Below are 18,233 nucleotides of genomic sequence, written 5' to 3'. Positions count from 1 at the left end.
TCATCTAGCAAGGCTGCCTAAATGCTTCCACACATGTTGATGATGCCTCAAAAAAATGTACACTTGCGGCTCTTTTGGGTCCAATACATCCATAAAACTAATGCAAACCTAAAGAAGAAATACGAACGCTGGCCGCCAAAAATGACACATGATACATTTCGGCCATTTTGGATATTTGTCCATCAGAATCAAGACCTTGCGGTAATTTTGCAAAGTCCTCCTTGAACATATCTTCGGGCATTAAGAGTTCTGCTGCAAAATAATTAGCTTCTCGCTCAGCAAGGCTTGTCCCTAAGCGAAAAGCTCTTAAGGGAATTTCACCTTGCCTAGAGTGCAAGAAATAATGTCCAAGTTCATGAGCTAGAGTAAAACGCTGACGTTCTGTTGTCGCCAAAGGATGTAGCTTAATTGTAAAATCTAATTTCCCTAAAACATCAATCGTATCGCCAAAGAAAACATCTTTGTTATTGGAAACTTTTCCACCAAACATTTCAACAATAGTCTTGAAGTCTGTATTTTGTTTCGGATCAAAGCCAGAAACTTCGCGAACCTTATTCGCGATATTACGTATCGTAGCTCTGCCCCATCCGCATTCTTCAATATCAGACATGACAACTCCTTGGTGATAAGCCAAATATAATCAAAATGAAAATATGAGACAAGACCACCACTACCGGTCTGTGCATTTGAGCACATAACCACTTCTTTTCCAACACAGACCATCAAGTCACTTTCAGCGCAACAATTTCTTTATTTCCGCTCTTATTTCCAGCTGGCGGTTAAACTGTTTTTCGTTGGCGAGTTTCTTTTCAAGTTTTTCGATTTGAGCCTTGACTTTTTCATCTTGTTTGACTTGGGCGATTTGGTCTTTGAGTGATTGGCCAGATTGCCACGCCCCTTCGGGGCTCGCAATGACGTTTTCAGAAGACTGCACTGCAAAAACATTCTCAGCATCAGCGCTGCGGATGATGGATTCGTAGATGGCGTCAAGGGTATTGCCAGCAATGTTGAACAAGGGCTCGGAATCGTCTATCCAAGACGTACGAAAAAAGCGAGCAAGGTTCTGGTCATTGCTTTTTTCCTTGAAGTTTGCCGCAAGGGTGCTTTTGCCATCGTATGTTAACACGAATACATTATGATGATGCAGGTTCTTGTCGATAAAATCCAGAAGTTCCCTGGGGCATTCACGCTGCTTCAGCACAATTTCAAGAACATCGATTTCAACAACGTTCTCCCCTTTTTCTACGCCCATTGTATCTGCAGTCAGTTTGTTTTGCCAAATAATCTTTTCGACATAGCGGACGAACATTCCCTTGATTGCAGAAGACACCGAAAGCTTCGTATAGAACTTTTCCTTGGGAACGACTTTCCCAAATTGAGTGGTGCTTGGTAAATTAATCATAATTACGCCTTTCGTACCACTAGGAATGTAACAAGTTCAAAGTCATCAAGACCACGAATTTCATTACTGAGGGCAGTTGTTTCTCCATCACCAAAGAGGCTGTCAATATCGGATTCTTCCTTGACTTCAATAATCGAAGCAATAGCCTGCTGCAGCATGTCGCTATACTTACCCATCTTGCGACCATCGGCAGTTTCCTTATTGAACGCATCGCATAAATCTATAAACGGTTCACAAACACCCTTACATGCATGGCGCATCAAGTCCAGCATTCGCTTTGGCGAAAGGTGGTCACAAAGCACAGAACCATCGTCTTTTAAATACACCATATAGAAGGGGTGCAGGCGATTCTTGCTTCGGATATTTACCGCATTATTTCGATTACGCAATATGAAGATAACCCCCGGTTCCATATCCTTTGAAGAAGGAACGATGGAGTAAATACCGCTGGGAGCTTTTTCGATTTCTCGATGATTTTCGCGATACTGCAGAAGATCCATTCTGAAGTCGTTCAGGCCGAGGTCAACAATGTTTACCCCGCCCTTCATATCTTCCAAGTCAACCACATCTTCCTTTAATCTACGCAGTTGTTCCTTACGATATTCCAGGTCTCCCTTTTCTTCGGCACTGATGGGGTTTTCGTCACCGCTTGCAGTCATCACAGAAATCTTCATTCGTGCAACAACACGGTCTTTCAACTTGATGTATTCATCAAGGCTAACATTGGGCCAGAAGTTGACTAACTGGATTTTTTCGTTCTTGCTGCCGATACGGTCTATTCGGCCGAAGCGCTGGATAATGCGAACTGGATTCCAATGAATGTCGTAATTAATCAGATAGTCACAATCCTGCAAGTTCTGACCTTCACTGATACAGTCTGTCGCAATCAGGATGTCAATATCACCCGGTTCAACATTCTTCAAAAGAGCGCGTTCTTTGGAAATCGGTGAGAAATATGTCAGAACCGTATTAAAGTCAGATTTCTTTAATTTTAATGTGGTACGACCATCCACCTGGCCAGTCACAAGGCCTGTGTGGATTCCATAAAGGCTATTGATTCTACCCGATAGCTGATCATACAGGTATTCTGCCGTATCTGCAAAAGCCGTAAAGATGATGACCTTTTTATTGCCATTACCAGCACAATCAGTGTTTATGGGATTATCAATCTTGTTACAGATAGCCTTAAACAGAGTCTGCAACTTCAAATCATGTTCAGGAGAAATGCCCTTGACCAGATCCTGCAGGCGATCAAGAACAGCCAAATCTTGTTTTAGTTCATTTCTCCATTTTACATAATCCATGTCGGCAAGGCTAAATTGAACATCCTTCCCTACCACAAATTCATCGTCAGCTTCGTTGATTGACCGAGCATCGTAAGTCACCTTGCAATCAGCAGAGTTCTTTGTAACACCACCGGCATTTTGTGTAGCTTCAAAGTCATCAATTTTCTTGACAATAGACTTCACCAATTCGTGATATCTATTTAATGTCAGCTGGAAACCGTAAACGGAGCTTTCCAAACGCTTGAGCATGTTAATGCTCATCAACTTTCGAATACCCGTTTCACGACCCAGCAACATTTCTTTTTCGTCGCTGCTATCAATGTAATCGCTAATCTTACTAGGCTGAACAAAACGAGCTGGGCTATACACGCTCATCTGCAACTGAGTAAGCAAGGTATAGATACTATCAAAATCAACTCCCGGCAAATCTGTCAAATCCGGAGATTCCGACAGCGGAGCCATTCTCGTGGGGAATTTGCCCACATCGTTAATGTCGTAGAAATTGGAAATATGCTTACGGGAACGAGCTATAGTTACGCAATCTAACAACTCAAAGAAATCAAAATCAAGCATTTCAAGGAGTCGTTCCGTAGTACGCTCTTCTGCAGGGAATTTGGCCCACGCATTATAGGCACCCTGAGCCTGCTTAAAAATAGATTCAATGCCATTATCTAACTTGAGCAAGGAATCCATCTTTTCGGCATCGCCTTCGTAGGCCAACTGCAACTGATTCTTTAAATCGTTAAAGCGGTTATTCACAGGTGTTGCAGAGAGCATCAGAACCTTGGTCTTTTTGCCCTTTCGAATAACCTGATTCATCAACCGCATGTAGCGATTTTCTTTTAATGGTTCCTGATCGATTTCATCGTCAAGATAATCTGCTGCAGCGCCACCATTACGGAAGTTGTGGGATTCATCAATCACCACCAAATCGTAATTGTTCCAAATAAAGCGGCTTAAATCAATGCTGTTTGTATAACCTGATTCACGAGACAAGTCTGAATGATAGAGAACATCGTAACGGAATCTATCGCAGGCAACAGGATTGTTCGTTTGATTATTCTTGTAAGTCACCCAGTTGTTATTCAATTTCTTCGGGCAAAGAACCAAGACATCCTTATTGCGCTGTTCGTAATACTTGATAACGCCGAGAGCAGTAAAAGTCTTACCCAAACCAACGCTATCAGCCAATATGCAACCGTTGTACATTTCCAACTTGTTGATAATGGCAAGGGCAGCATCTTTTTGGAAATTGAAAAGTTTTTTCCAGATGGCCGATTCCTTAAAACCAGTAGCGGAATTTGGCAAAACATCTTCGCTAATATCGTTTAAAAATTCATGGAAGATGTTGTATAGCGTTACGAAATAGATAAAGTTAGGCGAATTTTCCTTATAGACAGTAGCAATGCTATCAATCACCTTCTGGGTCACATCTTCAAACTTTTTTGAATCCACCCAGCATTCATTAAAGGTATTGATGAAGGCATTAGAAAGTGGTGCAGAGATTCTGTTGCAAAGGTAGGCTATGTTGTTCCCTTTTTCTATGCCAAGGCCTACCGCAGAAAAATCATTGAACGGAGTATAAAGAGCGTCATCTTCCTGCTGCTTTACATGCAAAAATGTCTGGAAATTCTGTTCTGTGGTATTGGTACGGAACTTGGCTTTTTTGCGGATCCATTCGGCGCATTCAACCGCAATCGCCTTCTGGTTTAGTTGATTACGAAGTTTTAGCTCAAACTCACTACCGAAAAGAGCTTGCTCACGGGCAAAACGTTCGATATCAAATTCACGACTTTCTTTAGGATTTTCGCCCTTCACAAAAGTCGGTGAAGTAAAGATGAACCGCAAAGAATCAACCTTTTCGAGTTCTTCTTTTAATGTTTCAAACGCAAAAAGCGAGAAACTGGCCGCCGCTATAGATAATTTTGACTTAGGGGTAATGTTTTTACGAAGGTCATCTACAACCTTCTCGGACATATTGTTAATTAAGCGCGGATCCATGTAAAAAAATACCCCAGAGCAAAAGGGAAGCTACTGGAGGAAATATAAATAGAAAATGGTTAATTAGTCGCAGCAATTCTCTATTTACATACAAATGCGGCTATTAAAATTATTCATTTTTGATCCTTAACCTATAAACATGCTACCTGTGCAAAAAAAATACGACGTCGCCATCAAAGCGACATTTTTACGGCGTTATAAGGTATATTTCTATCAAAAAGGGTTTTATCATGAGCAACTTTCACGAAATTCAAAACAAAAAGTACCACGTAACTGACATCCATATGGAAGAATATGCAACTGGAGCTTGTGATTGCCATGTAAAGGCCGATATTATATTAAACGATCAAATTGAGATACGGGACATTTTTCTGTACGACTTCATGGGAAATCCCAATTTCAACTTTAGCAAGGTCTGGTCAAACGTTCTTAAAAAAGAAAATATCAAGGACGCTTTAGATAACTGTGACCAACCTGTTTTCTCGATTCTCATTAATCGTTTTTGGAAAGCGCAGCTTGATGCCCCTAGAAGGCCAATGGATTTTCCTCACCAAAAAAGAATTGATGTTTTTAAAGACACTTTGGAAATGATCCATGAATCCAAGGTTCTCGAATCTCTTGTAGAAAATTCTATTAAGTCAACCAAGTTCTACCCTGCCGGTTCTCTATATGCGAAAACACGCCAAAACCAAAGCAAGAACACCGATATCCGTGTAACAAATCATAGGACCTTTGAAGCTGCGGTAGAATTGTCCAAAGAATTTCCAGGACAGAGAATTGCTGTACTCAACTTTGCATCTGCGGTACAGCCCGGAGGACATGTCCTTAGAGGAAGTTCCGCACAAGAAGAGGGCTTGTGTCGTTGTTCAACCCTTTATCCTGTACTTTGCACAAAAACTAATTGGAATCGTTATTACAATTTTCATAGAAAGTTAGGTACGGCTTTTTACTCCGATGCCTGTTTGTATAGCAAGGATATCGTCATCTTAAAAACCGATGATAAGGAGCCAGTCCGCCTTCCCGAAGAAAAATGGACAAAAGTTGATGTTATTTCTTGTGCCGCACCAAGACTTTATGACCGGCGTTACCCCCTAGACCTAAACGATCAGGAACTTTACGATGCACACATTAGTCGCGGAGCACAAATATTTAAGATTGCACAGGATAATAATATTGACGTCCTTGTTCTAGGAGCCTTTGGTTGCGGTGCTTTCCATAACAATCCTGAAGTTGTTGCAAGTGCATATGCAAAATTGCTAGGAGATTTCAAGGGATCCTTTGATTGTATCGAATTCGCCGTTTACTGCAAACCTACAGAAACAGAAAATTACGATACATTTAGACGGATTATTCAATAAAATTTGCTGATTGTTGCCTTGAAAACTATAGTCCCTTCAGCTTCTTGTGTATGGGGTGATTCCTGACAAAATGCTTTTTGGCGAAGGCAATGCGCTGTTCCAAGGGTATCTTGGTGTTTGCCAAGAGATAGCGGCAGAAACGGTCCACATAGTCGTAGGGGTCCCACTTGCCCATGTGCGCGCAGATAAAGTCCAGGAATCGATCAACGTCCATATCGTCAATCTTGCAGCAAATGGATTCCGACATCCAGGCGAATCCGGCGTCGTTGTCGTAATCCGGGGACTTGCGGTCGTAAGGGCATTCCTCCTCCCCCTTGTAGTAAAAACAGAATTGCAGGTTTCCGGCATCCATCATGGCCTCCTTTTTGACTTAAAGATATCCTTTCCCGTGTAGCGCGAGGTCGCCTATTGGGCGACAATTACATATCATCTGCCAGCCAGATGCTTCGAATTATGCAAGCTCTATCTGCAGAAGCTCAAGAAGCGGGCGTCACCGACATGAGTCTAGATGAAATCAACGCAGAAATCGATGCAGCAAGGAAGGGAAAGTAAATTTCCCTGGATAGAGTTTCGTGATTCACATTTTAAAACGGAACTTTCCCTTGCCGTGGCCCACAACAGGTTCTATCAAATCGAGGGCTTGCAACTTTTTCAAGGCAGCCGACGCCGATGAGGCTCCGCAGACGACGATTTCCCTTACTCTAGAAACACCAAAAATTTCGTCTAGCTCTACGCCCCGAACAAATTTCAGCAAATTTTCCTTAGCGGTCTTATTAAACGAGGATTCTTCCACAGCCAGTTCAATCTTTGCTTTTTTCGTTTCAATCGTTGGTTTTTTAGCATCAATCGTTGGTTTTTGACCTTTAAAGTCCACATGCATGAACCGATTTTTCAGTTCATTATTCTCCAATCAGTAAAAAAACTTGCTGGGAATGCATTATAAAGAGGCGAGCAAAGTCATCTTACTCTCAATGTACAATTACACTAAACGACTGTCAAGGCACTCTCCTTTTCCGTTCTACTTACCCTAAAATTTTTAGATTAGCCAGTTGCTGTTAATTTGTCTCTGTCAACGCCCATACGTGCAAATTTTGCACATGTGATGTTTTCTTCAATAGCACCATGTTGAGTGGTTGTCGCAAATTTTGATACAACCTCTTCCATCAGCGAAAGCCTTGACAACTGAATTTACTGTTCTTTTACATTTCCGCCCTTTACAAAATAGGCGGCATAACTATATTACATCCCGAGCGTTACGAATCGTCTCCTGAACACTTGAGTTAATCAAGTGTTTTTTTCTTATAGGAGATAATATGCCCACACAAAAATCAGCAAGCACCTTCGCTCACAACGAATCCCCAAAAACTGAAATCGCCTCGCTGTTGGCGGATTGTACCTTCAAGTACGTGTACACCCGCGATAACCCAAAATCCCGGGAAAACTTGCGGCAGCTGATGTCTACGCTCATTGGCAAGAAACTGCAAAAGGCGGAGCCTCTGGTTACAGAAACCTTCGCATCCACGCAGCCTAAAACCGAAAAGACCTCACGCTTTGACGTTCGCGTGGTCATGGACGATGGCGACGAGGCCGATGTAGAAGTCCAGCTATGGACCGAAAAGGACGATTACGCCAAGCGGCTTTCGTATTACGGGGCCAAGCTCTACGCCTCCCAGGCAGCCAAGGGCGCTAAATATAAGGAACTAAATAAATGCTACCAGATCATCATTTCGCAGGATTGCATTTTCCCGAACACATCATGGCTCTTGAATTTGGATATTTCCGCACAGGAAAATCGCATGTTCAAATTCGACACCATGCACTGGTGCATTATCCAGCTGAACTATCTTGAACAGGCAATCCGCGAAAATGTTGGCAAAAACAGCGAATACTTGCAAAACCTTTTGGATTTGTGTAAATTTATCGCGACACCCACCCGGGTTGAACCTTTTGAAGATGTGTACGAGGATCTTATGGCTTTCAGTGCAGACCAAATCGAAGCCTACCGCAAGGAAATGGAAGAACGCCGTAGACTCGACGCGATTTCTACCCGCAAGTACACCGAAGAATTGATCAAACAGCAAGAAGAAGAAATTGCCGAGCAAAAGCGAGCCATCGAAGCCAATAGGCAGGAGCTTGCAGCGAACAAACAGGAACTCGCCGCAATTAAACAAGAGCAGGAAGCAGAAAAAGCCCGTGCCGACAAATACGCAGAAATCCTTAAACAACACGGCCTGCTGTAAAAGCTAATAAAGCTCCCCGTTCAACTTTGAACGGGGTTTCCTTTTCTTCGGGCCTGGAATGGTATGTGCAAATTATGCACATACCAATGTCAACAACTGTTTGCAAAATGACCAACATTCACATTTGAGACTTGACTTATCCCAAAACACATTTTATATTCTCAATACCACCTGGATACGGTGCGTTGCCAGAACTAAACCGGTTTAGTCTAGTTCCCAAGTTTATTACATAAACTTACAGAAAAAGGATCAAAGCAATGGCCGTTTTCCCCGATCTTAGACCCGCCGTGGTTCATCCGTCACAGGTCAACAAAGTGCTAGAATACTTGTTTGGCGAGCCTAAGTTCCCAAAATATTTGCGTCCTGTTTCTCGTAACGAAAAACACGAAAGCAAATAATCAATGTGCAATACAAAACAGTACTCCCTTCTTCCTTGCACAGAGGACGATTTTACAGCAATTTCCAAACGTGGTTATTTCTGTTTTTCTCCATATGACCCAACCGAGGATGACGACCCAGTTTCTTTGGATACATTTTTTTGTAATGTGTTATCCGATGGAGAAAGATTCATCTATCGCCGGCGTTAGAATTTTAATATTACAACCGTTAGAAAGCGCGATTCCTTTTTATCAATCAAAAGGATTCCAAATATTCTATACGGATGAATTTGAAACAGATATCGACTTTATGTACATGGACCTTTGGAAAGAACAAGATGAAAGTACCCCAAAGTACCCCAAGGAAGCCTGAGCTGCGAGAGCTACCCCCGCGTGGGCACCCAAAAATCATTTTTCCCTTTAAAAATTGAAAGAAATAAGGAAATTTGCGTTTCATTCGAGCAATTTTTGAGTAAATTATATGCGTTAATTTTTGAAATTCCGAGAAATCCAGCGAGTTATGGCGAAGTTCAGGCTTTTTTGAGTTTTTCGGTTGCAAAAAACGGCTTTTAACTAACAAAAGGATTAATATGCGTAATTGCTCCTCCCTGAAGATTGACGGACCTTGCAAGGTCTACCTGGAAGAATCTGAACTGCCGAAGGCTTGGTACAACGTTCGTGCCGACATGAAGAAGAAGCCGGCACCGCTGCTGAACCCGGGTACCGGCAAGCCCATGACCGCTGCCGAACTGGAAGGCGTGTTCTGCTCCGAACTGGTCAAGCAGGAACTGGACAACGATACCGCATATATCGAAATTCCCGAAGACATCCGTACTTTCTACAAGATGTACCGCCCGTCTCCGCTGGTTCGTGCCTACTTCCTGGAACAGGCTCTCGGCACTCCGGCTCACATTTACTACAAGTTCGAAGGTAACAACACCAGCGGCAGCCACAAGCTGAACTCCGCTATCGCCCAGGCCTACTACGCCAAGCAGCAGGGCCTCAAGGGTGTGACCACCGAAACTGGCGCTGGCCAGTGGGGTACCGCTCTTTCCATGGCTTCCGCCTTCTTCGGCATCGACTGCCAGGTTTACATGGTGAAGTGCTCCTACGAACAGAAGCCTTTCCGTCGCGAAGTGATGCGCACCTACGGTGCTTCCGTTACTCCGTCTCCTTCCATGAACACCAACGTTGGCCGCAAGATCAACGAAGAATTCCCGGGCACCACTGGTTCTCTGGGTTGCGCTATTTCCGAAGCTGTTGAAGCTGCTGTGACTCAGGAAGGCTACCGCTATGTTCTGGGTTCCGTGCTGAACCAGGTTCTGCTGCACCAGTCCGTGATCGGCCTGGAAGCTCAGGCTGCATTCAAGAAGATCGGCGTGAAGCCCGACATGATCATCGGTTGCGCTGGTGGTGGTTCTAACCTGGGTGGTTTGATTTCCCCGTTCATGGGCGAAAAGCTCCGTGGCGAAGCTGATTACGATATTCTGGCTATCGAACCGGCAAGCTGCCCCAGCCTTACTCGCGGTAAGTACGCTTACGACTTCTGCGATACTGGCAAGGTTTGCCCGCTGGCCAAGATGTACACTTTGGGCTCCGGCTTTATTCCGTCTGCAAACCACGCTGGTGGCCTGCGTTACCACGGCATGAGCTCCATCCTTTCTGAACTCTACGATCAGGGCTACATGCGCGCTGCTTCCGTGGAACAGACCAAGGTGTTCGAAGCTGCACGCCTCTTCGCTCAGACCGAAGGTATCTTGCCGGCTCCGGAATCCAGCCACGCTATCCGCGCTACTATCGACGAAGCCCTCAAGTGCAAGGAAACCGGCGAAGCCAAGAACATTCTGTTCGGCCTGACTGGTACCGGCTACTTCGACATGGTTGCTTACCAGAAGTTCAACGACGGTGAAATGAACGACTACATTCCTACCGACGAAGACCTGGCTAAGAGCCTTGCTCAGCTTCCGAAGGTTGAAGGATAATCAGTGTAAAGGTTAAAGGATAAAGGTCAAAGGATCTTTAGGCTTTAAACTTTCCGCTTTAAACTAAAATGTCCCGTGGGTTTATGCCCGCGGGCTTTTTTTGTGCGTCGCAATTTTTCGTTTTCGTCTCGAGCAGCGTTCACTATAGCCCTAGCCTATGACGTAAAATATTTCTATACTGCGTTGCGTTAGGCAAAGGATTTTTTATGAAGTTTTTTAAGTTCAAGTCTGTAATTGGTGCGGTAGCTATGGTTGCCGCCATGGGTGCTTTCTCAAGTGTTGTTGCCGCTCCGGCAAAGGCTGCAAAGGCCGCCCAGGATGAAGTAATCAAGATTGTCCGCGTAGACGACAGCAACTTCGAAAAGGAAATCATGAACACCGACAGGCCCACCATTCTGGATGTGTTCTCTTCCAGCTGCCCGCCGTGCCTTATCATGATTCCCACCCTTATCGATATCGCAAAGAAGTATCCCGACGTGAAGGTGGCATCCGTAGGCTTTGACGAACCCAACGTTCAGAAGATCAAGAATACCTTGCCCATCCAGGCCTTCCCCACTTTCTTCTTGATTAAGGATGGCCGCATTGTGAACCGCATTCAGGGCGCCGCCAGCGAAGAAGATTTGCTTGCCGCTCTCCAGTACACTCCCAAGGCCCAGCCTGCAAAGCCCGCAAAGGCTGCATCTAAGAAAAAGGCTGGCACCCAAAAGCTTTCCTGCTCCACCGACGGTCAGTTCGGCGGTATCAAGAATCACGTGACCATGAACCTCGTGATTACCGACGATCATATCGACAACGTGGACCTGGTTACCGATGTGTTCGTGACTCCGGAATTGGAAGGCCGCCGCGCACAGCTGAAGCAGATGTTCATCCAGAGCGGCAAGGGAACTGTAGAAGAAACCATGACCGGTTTCAGGCTGCACACTGCAAACGAAAGCCCCTTCATCAAGGCTATGAATATGCAGCGCAAGTCCACCTACGCCGAAATGAAGGCGGGCCTGGAACTGCAGGGCTTTAAGTGCAAGTAGTTTTGCGGCTTACCTAAAGCACTAGGCAAAAGCGAATTAAAAAAGAGTCCGGTACAGCACCGGGCTCTATTTTGTTTTTAAAGGGGTTTGATTTTTAGAATAGCTTGTAGAACTTGTTGCGACGGCTGCGGGTGGAGTTCAGGTTCTGCGTGCGGCCCTTGATGTCGTACTTGGCCCTATTGAGGGCCGCAGGAGCAGCCGGACGAACCTGGTTTGCAAAGCCTGAGGGATTTTCGTTTTCGCCGGGCTTTGTATCGTCGCCGGGGTCTGTTTCGTCGCCGGGTTCTGTAACGTCGCCGGGTTCGTCGGGCGTTTCCGGCACGTCCACCTTGTCTTCGTCGATGGCATACCACTTGGCTGCGCTAAAATCTGCGGTTGCTTCTTTGGGGGCTTCCGCAAAATTAGCGCCGTAGGTAGCGTCATTAAGCATGCCGTCGTCTACCATGCCGTAGAAAACGCCCTTGGTCAGCTGCTGGCTGAAGTTGTTTTCCAGGTCGCCGCGGAGCTGTGCGGTACCGCTCAGTTTCTTGCCAGAAACCGCCCACATTACGCCCTGCACTTGGGCGTCGTCGGTAACGGTTGTATTCACGATAATAGAAAGCGCGCCCACCTTGGCGTTGCCGGTAATGCTACCGCTTACAAGCCAGGCGTCGTCTTCCAGCACGGCGTTGTCGCCCATGGTGCCTGCAGTCACCAGAGCGCGACCGCGGACAACCGCCTTACCACTGATGGTTCCGCCGTTCACTACGGCAAAGTCTTCGATGCGGGCATTTCCGCTGATGGTGCCGCCGTTTACCACAGCGTCGGGTCCTACGTAAACAGTTGCAGCCACATTGGCCTTGGTGCTAATCCAGCCGCCGCCGTTTTCGTGGCGCTTGAAGCCGGTTGCCGTGCCCTCGGAATCGCCACTGCCGGCCTTATAGCCAGCGGGTTTCCATGCCCCCGGCTCATAGCCCTCGGGCTTGCCGTTTTCCATACGGATCATGTACGGATAGCGGTAGATGGTATAGTAGAACTGGTCCCAGGTAATGGCGTAAAGATCCTTCGGTGTGGCCGTTACCGTAAGCCACAAGGCCTTGTCGTTAGCCTTCGTTTCAATTTCCAGATTGAAGGCGGTACCGGACTTCATTTCGCTATAGCGGGGCGTGCCGTCGGCACCTTCGGCCACCAGCCCAACAGTCCAGCTGGAGCCCGGATCGGGCATTACATCCGGCGAAAGATTGCAGCGGGTCTTGGACACCCACTTGCCGCCTTCGTAAGCCCAGTAGGATTCGTTGCCCTTGCAGCCGTAGGCAGCGGCCTTGGATTCCTGAACAATACCGCGGAACTTCACCGTAACCTTACCTACAGAATCGGGATAGAGGCGAACCAGGTTGTAGCCAAAGCGCTGCGGCGCCCAGTAGCTGGGAACTTGATAGGAACTATCAATCTTATTTAGCATGGTCACGCGGCCGTGCCTACGGTAAATATCGCCATAGCCAGTAGCTCTGCGGGTAGCAAACTCGTAGTCGCCCCAGGTCTTCTTGTAAAGAGCCTTCTTTGCGCCCTGGTATTCCAGGGTAGCGTTCTTCATGGCGAATTTGCCCAGCTGTTCTGTAAGGTCGGTATACTTCCAGTCGTAGGCTCCGATCATGGCGTCAAAAGGAGTCTGGGTGTCATAACCATTTTCCCCATCGTTGATCTTGTTCATCCACATGCGATTCACGGCCTTAACGCCCTTCCAGCCGCCACCGAATTCTTCCTTAAGGTGTTCCATGAACTGCCAGTTGCAATAGCGGTCACGGGTAGAGCCGTAATACAGGTACGGGAAATTGATCAGCGCCTCGGAACAGTAATGGGCATCGGTGGGGTTCACCTGATGAGCCATCCAGTTGGCGTGGGATTCGCAGATCCAGCCGGCATAGGCGTTGGTGCCCATCCAGCCCGCTACACTCTGCAAGCCGTGGGCGTATTCGTGGGCCAGACCCCACAAATCCTTGAATGCACCGGAACCAAGCCACAGGCCCGGAGAGCATTCATCCTTCCCTGCTGCATTCTTGACGCAGGCATCAGTATTAGCACCGCCATAAAGGGCGCTCATCTTGGAATCTTCAAAAAGATAGGCAACGCTCTTCAACTTTTCATTGGCATTGGTAGGTTGCGGGTACATCCATTCCATGGAATCGTGATAGACCGAAAAGATATTTTCCAAGGTCTTCAGGGCGTTCTGGGCAGTAGTCGCATCCAACGTTGCGTTGTTGGCTGTTCCATCGTCGTGCTTAGCCTTCTTGCAAATTTCAAAATGTTCGGAATTAGCCAAAAGCGTGTGGCCAGCCGATACACAGACAGGTTTCCAGGTTACAGCCTGGGAAGAAACCGCAGCCAATCCAACCATCCCTGCCACGGTCAAAAGATTCTTAAAACAACCCATATACACTCCAATTACAACAAAGTTGTTCAAAGATAAATATACCCTAAAAAACACGTATCAGGTCTTTTCACCAAATTTCAAAGTCGAATTATGTGTAAATACGTGCAAAAAAGCAGGCCTTTTAGCCTGCTTTATTAAATAAAGGTCTTGCCCAAAAATTACTTGGCGGGTTTTTCGCGGCCAAGCATCTTGTAGTCCGGAGTAAGCTTGACGCAGCTAGTATCCTTGGGTGTTCCCCTGTACAGGGAAAGTTCCACCGAGAATATGCCCTTGGTGCTGGCGGACACCTGCCATTTACTTCCTGCAGGGCAGCCGTCAATTTCGGTCTTGCTCGTTGCCAGGAATCTTGTGGCAGAAATCTTGTAGTCAAACATGTCCGTAGAGCTGGAGTCGGGCAACTGCAAGGCTCGGGCACTTCCGATTTTCTTGGTCTTTGCAAAATAGGAACGCTGTGCCTGGATATACTCCAGGGCCTTGGCCTGCATGCCGGCAAGTTCGTCGCCCTTGTTGCCCTGCTCCACCTTGGAGGCTACACCGGTCAACATCCAGATTACAAGTGAAATCACAATCACGATGGCTGCAGGAATCGCAAGCTTCTTCAGGGGCACCTCCCCTACCTTGGTCAAGGCTTCACGAAGGTTCGTTCCCTCGACCTCGGGAGTGTCTTCCGAAACTTCGGGCTGCCACTTGAGAATACGTACAGCCACCAGCACGTGGGCAGACTGGCGCGGTAATGCAAGCCCCACGAGGGCAACAACCAACAGCACGATGGAAACCACCAGCAAAACAGTCAGCGCGGTATCCGCCTGAGGCAAGATTCCCTGCACTTCCTTCAAGAGGCCAAGCAGTTTCTTGTCTTCCGGGAAGTTCTGTGCGGCAAAGCGCCCCGTAAAGTTGTTATAGCGGGCAAGCCCCAGCTTGACTGCATCCTGAGCCATTCCCAGCACCGCCGTAAGCACCCGCTGGATAGCCAGCAATACCATGCCCATGAGGGCTACCACCGAGGCGATGGTGCGGACCGTTCTAATCGGAGTCAAGCCAAGTTTGTTCATAATCACCCGCTTTTGAATTAACCCTTACGAGATTCCACAAGTTCCTTGGCCACCTTCTTGGCGGTGGTAAAGTCAGCCTTGCCGGAGCCAAGCTTAGGCACCTTCTCCACCTTGAATGCAAGAGAGGGCAGCATAATGGGCGGGAAGTCTGCGGCACGGAGTTCAGAAAGAACCTGGGCAGGTTCCTTTTCGCTTTGGTACAAAAGAACAATCCTTTCGCCCTTTGCGGAATCGGGAACGGTGGTCACCAGGTAATCGCAGCCTTCGAGGACCGGAGTATCCTGGATCTTCTTTTCAACGGCACCCAGGCTAACCATTTCGCCACCCAACTTTGCAAAGCGGCTGTAGCGGTCCACAATGGTAAGGAAGCCGTCGCTATCCAGCTTGCCCTTGTCGCCGGTCTTGTAGTAGCGAATGCCGTCGATCTTCACGATAACGCTGTCGGTACGGTCCGGGTCCTTCAGGTAACCCTTCATCACCTGACAGCCGCCAATGAGAATCATGCCGGCCTCGCCCACGGGCAAAGGCTCGTTGGTATCGGGGTCTGCAATCAGGAACTGGGTGCCGGGCAGTGCCATGCCCACGGTGCCGGGCTTGTTGTTCACCAGCATGGTGGTATAGTCGTTCATCAAGGTGTTTTCGCTGTTCACGGAAGCCACCGGAGCAGTTTCGGTACAGCCGTAGCCTTCGAAGATTTCCTTACCGAACTTCATGCGGAATGCCGTGGTCAGTTCCGGGCGGAGCGCTTCGGCGCCGGCGATAATCAGGCGCACAGACTTGAATACCAAGGGGTGTACGTAACGGCTTACAGTAAAGGCGCGGAGGAAGGTAGGCGTTGCCACCAGGCAGGTCACATGGAATTCCGCACAGACGCGGGCCATGGTCTTTACGTCGGTGGGGTCAGCAACCGCCACAATGGGGCAACCTTCCACCAGGTTCAAGAGGGTGGTCACCGTAAGGCCAAAGCTATGGAACAGCGGCAGTTCAGAAAGCATCACGTCGCCACGGCTGATGTTCAGGATACAGGCCAGCTGGTGCATGTTACCGATCATGTTGCGATGGGTAAGCTCAATGCCCTTGGGAGTACCTTCAGAACCGGAGCTGAATACGATAACCGCATTGCTGTCCAGCTTGGTACGCTTGAAGTAAAGGAAGTTCACAACCCAGGTAGGCATAATGGCGCAGAAGATAAGATGGGCTGCAATCTTTGCCTTGGGAATTTGTTTCATCAGGTCTTCCGCATACAGCACACGAACCTTGTCAGAGGCAACCTGGCTATAGTCGGCACCCCTACCCTTCAGCTTCTGTACGAACATGCGGCTGGTAATAACCGTAGAAACTTCTGCACGTTCACAGCAGTACTTTACGTTATCTACGGAAGAGGTGTAGTTCAGGTTCACGTTGGTCTTACCCAAGGTCCAAAGGGCAAGGTTCACGATTACGCCTGCAGGGCTCGGCGGAAGCATGATACCTACGTTGGTCTCGTTCTTTGCAAGAATCTTCTTCAGAAGACCGCGGAAACCCATGACAGCACCAATCAGCTTGAAGCCGGAGAAGTGAGCACCTTCGGGGCTATAGATGGCAGGGCCGTTCTTTACGTACTTCTTGCAGGTACGGAGCCAAGTTTCGGCAATAGGCTTGTAGAAGTTGGTGGCGTAGGCCCAGGCCTCAATGGAAATCTTACGGACAATGTGGCGTACGTCATCGGGGTCCGTATCGGCAGGAATGGATTCGCCAAAGGCCACCACGACAGTGCGGTCTGCTGCGGAAGCATACATGTCAGAACCGCTGTAGCTGAAGTTGGAACCCCAGAGCCCCTGGATATAGAACGGTATCACGGAAGCGTCGGTGCCCTCCACAGCGGAGGAATAGTCGATGCTGAAGGGTTCCACGTGAGGAGACTTGGAAACTTCGCCCGTGGGGAAAATCACCACGGCCTTTCCTGCCTGCAGAGCCTCATGGATCTTGTCCATGGCGGGCTTCGGATTGCTGCTGTCGATACGGATCATGCCCAGGCGCTTAAGGATAGCACGAAGGTACCAACGGTCAAAGTGGTCCTTGTTGCTTGCAATGCAGAGCGGTCTGGGAGAAGCCATCTGGATCATGGCCCAGTCGATAAAGCTATGGTGGTTACCAACCAAAAGTACGGGGCCTTCGTTAGGAATGTTCTGCACGCCTACAACGCGGATACGGTAGCGGGAGAACGCCACGCGCAACACGGAACGGACCAATGCCTGGGGAAGATTGGAAATGGTCCACACAAAGACAAGCAAAGAAATAGCCGCAATAATCAGGAAGTAGAACCTATGGTTCAGCCCGGTATACATAAGCATTGCTGTATAGGCGAACAGGAACAAGATAAGAACCAGGGCCTGGATCATGTTGGCAAAGGCAAGAACAGAACCGGAGTTGTTGGGGCGGGTATTGTACTGCAAAAGGGCGTTCACCGGCACCAGGTACATGCCGCCAAAGAAACCAGTGAGGCTGTACAGAATAACGAGTGCAGCCGGATGAGTCATAAAGGGCAACAGCAGCATACATACAGAAAGGCCGATCATGCCCATGGGAATAAAGCCAGTCTCAATAAAGTCCTTGGAACGGCTGGCAGCAAAGATGGAACCCACCATAAGGCCAAGGACGGCAAACATCATGTAGTCCTGGAACATGTTGATCACATTGGAGCCGGACACATCCTGGAACACAAGAACAAACACCTGGGCAAAGGACCAGAACATGGCAAGGGCAATAATGGATCCACGAAGGGTGGGCACACGCCAGCCCAGGCTCAGGTGTTTCTTTACCTTGGACATATTGCTGTTCTTGTTTTCGTACTTTACCTTGGGAATCAGGAAGCTTGCCACTGTGCCAAGAACGCTAACGCCAGTCAAGAGCCAGGGAATCACCACGGAATGGGAAGTAATGCGGTGAACTGCGGCATAGGATTGCAGAGCATCAAGGTCAATAAGGTTCACACCTACAATAACAAGCCAGGAAGCGCAAATCATGCCGGCCAGGCCAAAGATCTGCAAAAGGGCGTTGGCGTAACTCAGGTTACGGACACCGAACATTTCCTTAAGGATGCCGTACTTGGCCGCACTAT

The 18,233-nt window shown here is 47.7% G+C and carries 14 protein-coding genes; 6 read left to right on the top strand and 8 right to left on the bottom strand.

All coding sequences use genetic code 11. From position 1 onward, the window contains the following. Positions 1–97: 97 nt before the first annotated feature. The 3 genes from MJZ26_12425 to MJZ26_12415 all read right to left on the bottom strand — a co-directional run bounded on the left by MJZ26_12425 (position 98) and on the right by MJZ26_12415 (position 4,536). Entirely contained in the window at positions 98–610 is a 513-nt protein-coding gene (locus MJZ26_12425; GenBank protein ID MCQ2106585.1) for an ImmA/IrrE family metallo-endopeptidase, read from the bottom strand. Positions 611–733: 123 nt separating this feature from the next. Next, positions 734–1,402 carry a DUF4391 domain-containing protein gene (locus MJZ26_12420; protein MCQ2106584.1) on the bottom strand — a complete coding sequence of 223 codons (669 nt, stop codon included), beginning with the start codon at positions 1,400–1,402 and terminating at the stop codon, positions 734–736. A 2-nt stretch (positions 1,403–1,404) separates the two neighbouring features. Beyond that, the gene (locus MJZ26_12415) at positions 1,405–4,536 is read right to left on the bottom strand and encodes an SNF2-related protein (protein ID MCQ2106583.1); all 3,132 of its coding nucleotides are present in this window, start codon (positions 4,534–4,536) and stop codon (positions 1,405–1,407) included. Positions 4,537–4,919: 383 nt separating this feature from the next. On the opposite strand from MJZ26_12415, the gene MJZ26_12410 reads away from it, so the two are divergent. Beyond that, positions 4,920–6,047: a TIGR02452 family protein gene (locus tag MJZ26_12410; GenBank protein ID MCQ2106582.1), complete on the top strand. Its 1,128-nt coding sequence runs from the start codon at positions 4,920–4,922 to the stop codon at positions 6,045–6,047. Between the two features lie 25 nt (positions 6,048–6,072). Here the strand turns inward: MJZ26_12410 and MJZ26_12405 are convergent, their stop codons facing one another. Continuing rightward, positions 6,073–6,402, bottom strand: a complete 330-nt coding sequence (locus MJZ26_12405) for a hypothetical protein (protein MCQ2106581.1) — start codon at positions 6,400–6,402, stop codon at positions 6,073–6,075. A 53-nt stretch (positions 6,403–6,455) separates the two neighbouring features. On the opposite strand from MJZ26_12405, the gene MJZ26_12400 reads away from it, so the two are divergent. After that, complete coding sequence (locus MJZ26_12400) at positions 6,456–6,599, top strand: hypothetical protein (protein MCQ2106580.1); 144 nt, start codon at positions 6,456–6,458, stop codon at positions 6,597–6,599. Positions 6,600–6,624: 25 nt separating this feature from the next. On the opposite strand, the gene MJZ26_12395 is transcribed toward MJZ26_12400, so the two are convergent. Beyond that, a complete protein-coding gene (locus MJZ26_12395; GenBank protein MCQ2106579.1) occupies positions 6,625–6,921 on the bottom strand; it encodes a hypothetical protein in 297 nt (98 codons plus the stop codon). A 439-nt stretch (positions 6,922–7,360) separates the two neighbouring features. Between MJZ26_12395 and MJZ26_12390 the strand changes: the two genes are divergently transcribed. From MJZ26_12390 to MJZ26_12375, 4 genes are all read left to right on the top strand, one after another. After that, positions 7,361–8,287 carry a PD-(D/E)XK nuclease family transposase gene (locus MJZ26_12390; GenBank protein ID MCQ2106578.1) on the top strand — a complete coding sequence of 309 codons (927 nt, stop codon included), beginning with the start codon at positions 7,361–7,363 and terminating at the stop codon, positions 8,285–8,287. A 555-nt stretch (positions 8,288–8,842) separates the two neighbouring features. Beyond that, positions 8,843–9,037: a hypothetical protein gene (locus MJZ26_12385; protein ID MCQ2106577.1), complete on the top strand. Its 195-nt coding sequence runs from the start codon at positions 8,843–8,845 to the stop codon at positions 9,035–9,037. A 217-nt stretch (positions 9,038–9,254) separates the two neighbouring features. After that, positions 9,255–10,646 carry a TrpB-like pyridoxal phosphate-dependent enzyme gene (locus MJZ26_12380; GenBank protein MCQ2106576.1) on the top strand — a complete coding sequence of 464 codons (1,392 nt, stop codon included), beginning with the start codon at positions 9,255–9,257 and terminating at the stop codon, positions 10,644–10,646. A 206-nt stretch (positions 10,647–10,852) separates the two neighbouring features. Next, positions 10,853–11,671, top strand: a complete 819-nt coding sequence (locus tag MJZ26_12375) for a thioredoxin family protein (protein ID MCQ2106575.1) — start codon at positions 10,853–10,855, stop codon at positions 11,669–11,671. A gap of 94 nt (positions 11,672–11,765) precedes the next feature. Here MJZ26_12375 and MJZ26_12370 read toward each other — a convergent pair whose 3' ends face one another. The 3 genes from MJZ26_12370 to MJZ26_12360 form a co-directional block, all read right to left on the bottom strand. Further along, positions 11,766–14,081, bottom strand: coding sequence for a DUF6055 domain-containing protein (locus MJZ26_12370; GenBank protein MCQ2106574.1), 2,316 nt, complete (start codon positions 14,079–14,081; stop codon positions 11,766–11,768). Positions 14,082–14,239: 158 nt separating this feature from the next. Beyond that, positions 14,240–15,133, bottom strand: coding sequence for a hypothetical protein (locus tag MJZ26_12365; GenBank protein ID MCQ2106573.1), 894 nt, complete (start codon positions 15,131–15,133; stop codon positions 14,240–14,242). A 17-nt stretch (positions 15,134–15,150) separates the two neighbouring features. Beyond that, a partial coding sequence (locus tag MJZ26_12360; GenBank protein MCQ2106572.1) for an MFS transporter occupies positions 15,151–18,233 on the bottom strand: 3,083 nt, incomplete at its 5' end.

The sequence above is a fragment of the Fibrobacter sp. genome, from assembly GCA_024398965.1.
Lineage (GTDB): Bacteria > Fibrobacterota > Fibrobacteria > Fibrobacterales > Fibrobacteraceae > Fibrobacter.
Note: the sequence above shows the minus strand (reverse complement) of the source record. Positions and strands in the feature narration are given on the sequence as shown.